Annotated in this window: 7 protein-coding genes; 2 read left to right on the forward strand and 5 right to left on the reverse strand. The window is 34.4% G+C overall.

What is annotated here, in order from left to right; genetic code table 11:
* Positions 1-328 (forward strand): YcjF family protein (locus C4E06_RS15965; RefSeq protein WP_370051345.1); only part of this gene is annotated, 328 nt, incomplete at its 5' end.
* A gap of 29 nt (positions 329-357) precedes the next feature.
* Here C4E06_RS15965 and C4E06_RS15970 read toward each other — a convergent pair.
* Positions 358-1,257 carry a PhnD/SsuA/transferrin family substrate-binding protein gene (locus C4E06_RS15970; protein WP_198648736.1) on the reverse strand — a complete coding sequence of 300 codons (900 nt, stop codon included), beginning with the start codon at positions 1,255-1,257 and terminating at the stop codon, positions 358-360.
* 391 nt (positions 1,258-1,648) lie between these two features.
* Between C4E06_RS15970 and C4E06_RS28820 the strand changes: the two genes are divergently transcribed.
* On the forward strand, positions 1,649-3,130 hold the full coding sequence (locus C4E06_RS28820; protein WP_107668967.1) for a diguanylate cyclase domain-containing protein: 1,482 nt from the start codon (positions 1,649-1,651) through the stop codon (positions 3,128-3,130).
* A gap of 67 nt (positions 3,131-3,197) precedes the next feature.
* Here C4E06_RS28820 and ndk read toward each other — a convergent pair whose 3' ends face one another.
* From ndk to sufB, 4 genes are all read right to left on the reverse strand, one after another.
* Positions 3,198-3,647 carry a nucleoside-diphosphate kinase gene (gene ndk, locus C4E06_RS15980; protein WP_107668968.1) on the reverse strand — a complete coding sequence of 150 codons (450 nt, stop codon included), beginning with the start codon at positions 3,645-3,647 and terminating at the stop codon, positions 3,198-3,200.
* 182 nt (positions 3,648-3,829) lie between these two features.
* On the reverse strand, positions 3,830-4,669 hold the full coding sequence (locus C4E06_RS15985) for an Rpn family recombination-promoting nuclease/putative transposase (RefSeq protein ID WP_107668969.1): 840 nt from the start codon (positions 4,667-4,669) through the stop codon (positions 3,830-3,832).
* 162 nt (positions 4,670-4,831) lie between these two features.
* Entirely contained in the window at positions 4,832-5,602 is a 771-nt protein-coding gene (sufC, locus tag C4E06_RS15990; protein ID WP_107668971.1) for a Fe-S cluster assembly ATPase SufC, read from the reverse strand.
* A gap of 87 nt (positions 5,603-5,689) precedes the next feature.
* Positions 5,690-7,132, reverse strand: a complete 1,443-nt coding sequence (sufB, locus tag C4E06_RS15995; protein WP_107668970.1) for a Fe-S cluster assembly protein SufB — start codon at positions 7,130-7,132, stop codon at positions 5,690-5,692.
* Between the last annotated feature and the right edge of the window lie 31 nt (positions 7,133-7,163).

Raw genomic sequence — 7,163 nt, forward strand, 5'->3', positions numbered from 1 at the left:
TTTAACCGCCTTACAAGTGTCTCAGGTGACATTATTGGGGAAACTTTACGGACAGATTTTGAGTCCCTCTCAAGCTGGTGGGGTGGTAAGTGCGATCGCAGGAGGATTTTTGGCCCAGTCTATCGGACGAGAATTAATTAAGTTTATTCCAGGATTTGGTAGTATTATTGCTGCCTCTTGGGCCGGGGCTTATACTTGGGCGTTAGGAGAAGGAGCTTGTGTTTATTTTGGGGATTTAATGGGAGGGAAAAAACCCAATCCTGATAAAATTCAAGCGGTGATGAAAGAAGCGTTTAAACAAGCACAAAGTCGCTTTAAAAAAAGTTAATAGATGACTCAATAATACTGAATTTGTATTTATTTTAATAAAAAATTTCCTTGTCCCATAGCACGATAAACGTCCCGAATCATATTATAATCTTCATCTTTGGCTGGGACTAAAGTGGAACCTTGAAACTTATTTTTTAAAGCTTCAACCGATAAAATAGCTTCGATGAGTTGCTTCTGGTTTTCTAGCATTAATTGCTTAATATAATTAACAACTTCTGATTTAATATGACTACCCATAATTAACACATCATTAGGTAAAGGTTGTCCTTTAGCAAGAATGGGAAAATTAGCCTTTGATAAATTATCTTTTTCTAAAGCGGCTTGATAACGATAAGGATTCCTAGAACAAGCATCTACCCTATTTTTAATTAAAGGTATTAAACTATCGTCTCCCGACATGATAGATTTAAAATCAGTTTGAGGGTTTAAACCAGCATCCATTAACAGTTTTATTCCTCCTAAATGAGTGCTAGTTGAACCATTATGTTCAAAATCAATTGTTTTTCCTTTTAAGTCTGTTAATGATTTGATTCCACTGTCTTTACGAATAACCATCACTGTCTGATAATTCACCCGTTTTACAGCAATCACGGGAACTGCATTACTTCTTGCTTGAATGACAACATATTCAGAAGGTCCGGCCCAAACTAAATCAACTTCATGGGTATTTAAAGCTGCTGCTGCTTTGAAATAATTATTAACGGGAAAAAACTCAATGTTACTATTTAATACTTGACTTAAAACTTGTCTGAAGGGTTCGTATTTTTTTTCTAATTCTCCTATTGCCACTGCATCTGTAACAGCAAAGCGTAAGGTTTGCGGAAGAATGGCAGTAGAAGAAATGACAGGGGTTCGGTTTAATTTTCGTTTGGACATACACCCTGTCAGAAATAATAAAGCGTAAACTAATAATTTTCTTCTTTTCATATTCTGGAAATGATTAAGGTTAAGGAAGATTTTTTTGAGGGTTAAGTCCATAAGCATAATGGTGATAATCTGTTATGATCAGAAGTTATATTTATATATTTTTTTTATTGATAATCATACCTATGATAGATGACAATATAGCATTTAATCGAGTTTTAATTGATCAATAATATTTTTTTAAATAACGTCTCTTCAAGTTATATAATCGTTTCAATCCTTTTTTTATGAATTTTTAGTTTATATTTGGTCATATTCAGTTATCATCTTGACCAATACTTTACAATTTTAGTATAGAAAAATACTAATTGTCTATTCTTGGAGCTTCATTTATATAGTTATTTTTGCTATGAAATTAATTGTAATCGACCATTTATTTTGAGACATTATTTTTATGTTTGTTCCTAATCAATTAAAAAGAATCTTAAACCAGAGTAAGATTGGTGACAAAATAAAATATGGTTATGTAATTGTAATTACTATTTTTATCTTCGGAATTCTTTCAGGACTCGCTTTAGGGGATTATTATGAAAAAAAGGCTTATCATAAGTTACAATTAGCTAATCAAAAAATTCTTTTGTTATCTCAACTGCATAATCATATTTTACAAATTCGCTCCCATCCTAAAACCTTAATTGTGGTTGTTGATGATTCTATTTGGTTTGAATACGAAACAAATAAATTTATTTTAAATAGTCAAAAAATTAATCATACTTTATCAGAAATAAATTATTTTTTAGATAAAAATAATAACAGTTTAGATAATCAAGAAATAAAAAAGTTGATTAAACAATATAGATACTATTTAAATGAATATAAAAAAAATGTTCAATTTCTTTGGGAAACTATTACCCCAATTTCTACCAATAATCGTCAATTGAATAATCAAGATAGGGTGATAGAGCTTATCAAAAGCAAAGAAATGCAAACTATTGAAATTCAATTTGAAAAGCTGTCAGAGATTTTATCCTTAGTAATTAATTCTGCTCAAGAACATCAAAAAACGGCTGAGAGAGAAATGATAAAAGCAAATTTTTTAAGAATACAAATAATAGTTAGTAGTATTATTATCTCTTTGATTATTTCTACTATTTCTGCCATATATACAGGTAAAATAATTGCTTATCCCCTAGAAGAATTAACCCGTATTTCCCAACGAGTTATCCAAGAATCAAACTTTCAATTACGAACTCCAGTCACCTCTCAAGATGAAGTCGGAAAATTAGCCACTTCTATCAATCAATTAATTCAGTGGATTGATGAACATATTACAGAATTAAAAGAAGCTCGTACAACCTTAGAAAAACGAGTTGAACAGAGAACCATAGAATTACAACAAGCCCTAAGAAAATTAAAATCATTGGTTAATTTAGATGGCTTAACCCAGATTTTTAATCGTCGTTATTTTGATGAGGCTTTATACCGAGAATGGCAGAGAGGGAGACGAGAAAAATCAGAAATTTCTCTTATTATCTGCGATGTTGATTACTTTAAAATTTATAATGAAACCTATGGTCATTTAGGAGGAGATAGTTGTTTACAAACAGTCGCCCAAACCATCAGAAGACAGGTTAAACGTCCTTCTGATGTGGTAGCAAGGTACGGAGGAGAAGAATTTGTCATTCTTTTACCCAATACTGATTTAAATGGGGCATTAATATTAGCAGAAATGATTAGAAACGCCATTGAGACGATGAACATTCCCCACGAAAATTCCCTAGTGAGTGACCACGTTACCATTAGTATGGGTGTTAGTTGTAAGATTCCGAAACAAATAGAGCAATATCAAGAATTAATCAAAGAAGCGGATAATGCGCTTTATGAAGCCAAAGAGAATGGACGTAATTGTATTTGTTATTGGGTTGATTCTTCTTAGTATTTTTTATAACAAGTAGCCCTTTCACAAAGAGAAAACACTCTAGTCAAAGGGCTACCCTGAAAATCTATTCGTATAACCAAGTTTTAACTGTCGGGTCCCAACTGCTTAACTCTTTGTCATTAAACCAGAGACTAATCTCCCGTTGGGCCGTTTCAATGGCATCGGAACCATGAATTAAGTTCCGTCCCACACTAACACCAAAATCGCCCCGAATGGTTCCAGGTTCGGCCGATAAGGGGTTAGTTGCGCCGATGAGTTTCCGCGCAGAAGCTACCACACCTTCTCCTTCCCACACCATGGCAACCACAGGGGAAGAACAGATAAACTCCACTAAACTGCCAAAGAAAGGACGTTCTTTATGCACGTCATAATGTTCTTCGGCTAATTCTTTGGATACTGACATTAATTTGAGTCCCACCAGGGTAAACCCTTTGGCTTCAAAACGACTGATGACTTCACCCACCAGTCCCCGTTGTACCCCGTCGGGTTTAATCATGATAAATGTGCGTTCCACGCGCTAACTCCTTCCGATTGTTTCAACTATATAGTTTACGACTAATTCGGGTGAGGTGAACAACTTTTGTTATAGAGAGGTAAAATTATTCAAAAATTAATCATAAAATAGGGAAAAATGCAAGTATTTTTTGTATCTTTTTACTCAGTAGTTTGATTATTTTGAAACGGACTTTGCATTATTTAATGGGATGTTAACCACTGCTGTAAATCTTCTACATTTAAAAAATCGAATAAAGCAAGGGCTAAATTATCTAATTCTGTCAAAGTTAACTGTTTAACTTCTGCTTGAATGTTAGGAGAAATTTTACCTATTTTTAGATTAAGTTGACGGAGAATTAAGTTTTGTTTAGCAACTAATTCTCCTTGTAGTCTTCCTTCTTCTAAAGCTTCCTGATACACTTTGGTTTCTCTTAAATCACTCAAACTAAACATTTTTTCTATCTCCTGACGATTAACTAAGGGCAGTTTATACACTAAGATTGTCTCTATTAATTGTAAAATATTTTCCTGTTGTTTAGCATCCCTAAATTCTTCCTTTACTTTTTGAATTAACGCTTTTCCTTGTGGAATCGCTTCTTTTTCTGAGGAAATAATTAATTTTAGGGTTTTTATTCCTACTGTTTCTATTGTAGCTAATTCATCTAAATAAAAACGGCATACTCTCTCTGAGTTTAATAATTCTTGATAACGAGAAACTTCTATATTTTCTACTCTACGGTTGGGATAAATGATGACACCTCGCCAATTATTGTTTAATTCACTTTGATGAAGATAGAGAAATATTTCACTAAAAAAACGGGAGTAAAACTTATTATCTTTTTGAAATTGTACTTCAACAAAGTAGATGGATTTATCTTGACTATTGGGAAGGAATACCCCATCAAGACGGAAAGCTAGTTGTTTGACTTCTACCGAAGAAAATTGATAATCATTAACGGTTTCTGCAGGAAGATTTAGTAAATCAAAGAAACAACGAGGAAAGGTTTGAAACAGTTGATAAAAAATACTGTCTGTTTTCACTTATTTTTTATTTTCATTTATAAACTATCAAAAAAAACAAGCGATACTAATCAATTTATCTTCTTAATTAATCCCTAATTCAACTATTCTAAAGTTACTATTATTTTCCTCTATCAATTTCTAGGGGCTAATCATAATTTCCCCCTAGAAATTGCTTATCATTTACGCTTGTGCCAGTAATTTCTCTTCGATAAAGTCATACCCTGACTCTTCTAATTCTAGGGCTAATTCTTTACCGCCACTGGTAACAATTTGGCCATCATACATAACATGAATATGATGAGGTTCAATATAGTTTAATAACCGTTGATAATGAGTAATTAATAAGAAAGCATTATCAGGGTTACTCAACTGATTAACACCGTTAGCAACAATTTTTAAAGCGTCGATATCTAACCCTGAATCAATCTCGTCTAAAATGCCTAATGTGGGTTCTAATAAGGCCATTTGTAGGATTTCATTACGCTTCTTTTCACCCCCAGAAAACCCCTCATTTAAACTTCTGTCTAGAAAAGCAGCATTCATCTTGACAACCTCTAATTTTTCCTCGACTAAATCTTCAAAATCAAAGGTGTCAATTTCCTCTAACCCTAAATGTTTTCGACGGGCATTATAGGCTACTCTTAAAAAGTCTAAATTACTCACTCCTGGAATTTCCAGGGGATATTGAAAGGCTAAAAATATTCCTTCTAATGCTCTTTCGTCGGGGCTTTTCTCTAAGATATTCTCCCCTTTATACAGCACTTCACCACCGGTAATTTCATAGTCAGGATGTCCGGCTAAAACCTTAGATAAAGTGCTTTTCCCTGAGCCATTTCTGCCCATAATGGCGTGAACTTCACCTGCTTTAATTTCCAGGTTGACTCCTTTTAAAATCGGAGTCCCTTCGACATTAGCAGTCAAATTTTTAACGGATAAGATAACTTCACTCATTGCTTTTTCTTGATTGTTTAATTCTTGAAAAATAACAGTGATCATTATTTAATAAATGGTCACTGATAACTGGTTACTGTTCACTGTCTATCCGACAGTTCCTTCTAACTTCAAGCTCAATAATTTATCAGCTTCTGAGGCAAATTCCATAGGTAATTCGCTCAAGACATCTTGACAGAAACCACTGACTAACATTGAGATTGCATCTTCTTCTGAAATACCCCGTTGAGCAAAATAGAAAAGTTGGTCTTCTCCTATCTTAGAAGTCGAAGCTTCGTGTTCAACTTTAGCCGTATTATTATCAACTTGAATATAGGGGAAGGTGTTAGCTTCTGCATTATCTCCAATTAACATTGAATCACATTGGGAGTAATTTCTCGCCCCTTTTGCTTTGGGTCCCATCTGCACTAAACCCCGATAACTGTTCTTGGAGTTTCCAGCAGAAATACCTTTAGAAATAATGGTACTCCGAGTATTTTTTCCAATATGAATCATCTTGGTTCCCGTGTCAGCTTGTTGCTTATTATTCGTTAAAGCAATAGAGTAAAATTCTCCTACGGAATTATCCCCCACTAACACACAACTGGGATACTTCCAAGTAATAGCAGAACCGGTTTCTACCTGAGTCCAAGAAATCTTAGAATTCACCCCTTTACAGAGTCCTCTTTTGGTCACAAAATTGTAAATTCCGCCTTTCCCATTTTCATCACCGGCGTACCAATTTTGTACCGTAGAATATTTAATATCTGCGTTATCTAAAGCGACTAATTCTACTACCGCAGCATGGAGTTGATTACTATCATACATGGGTGCGGTACAGCCTTCTAAATAGCTAACTGATGCCCCTTCTTCTGCCACAATTAAGGTACGTTCAAATTGTCCCGTATCTCCATTATTAATCCGAAAATAAGTAGACAGTTCCATGGGACATTTTACCCCTTTGGGAATAAACACAAAAGAACCATCACTAAACACCGCAGCGTTTAAGGCCGCAAAGAAATTATCCCCCACAGGAACAACACTACCGAGATATTTTTTAACTAACTCAGGATGTTCTTCTAATGCTTCGGAAATAGAACAGAAAATAACCCCTTCTTCGGCTAATTTTTCTTTATAAGTGGTTGCTACTGACACACTATCAAAAATAGCATCTACCGCTACATTACTAAGCCGTTTCTGTTCAGATAAAGGAATACCTAACTTTTCAAAGGTTTCTAATAAAGCCGGGTCAACTTCGTCTAAATTTTTTAGTTTCTCCTTCTTCTGTTTTGGCGCAGAATAATAGATAATGTTCTGGTAATCAATTTTTGGATAATTGACATGGGGCCAGGTGGGTTCGGTCATTTTTAACCATTGCTGATAAGCTTTGAGACGAAACTCCAGCATAAAGTCAGGTTCGTTTTTTTTGGCCGAAATAAGACGAATGACATCCTCATTTAAACCACGAGGAATGGTATCAGCTTCAATGTCAGTAACAAAGCCATATTTATAGGGTTGGTTGACTAGGTTTTTGACTGTGGTTGCACTCATTAGATTTTGTTCTCCGTTTCAGTTCAATGTC

It is taken from the genome of Cyanothece sp. BG0011 (assembly GCF_003013815.1).
In the GTDB taxonomy this organism is placed as follows: Bacteria; Cyanobacteriota; Cyanobacteriia; order Cyanobacteriales; family Microcystaceae; genus Crocosphaera.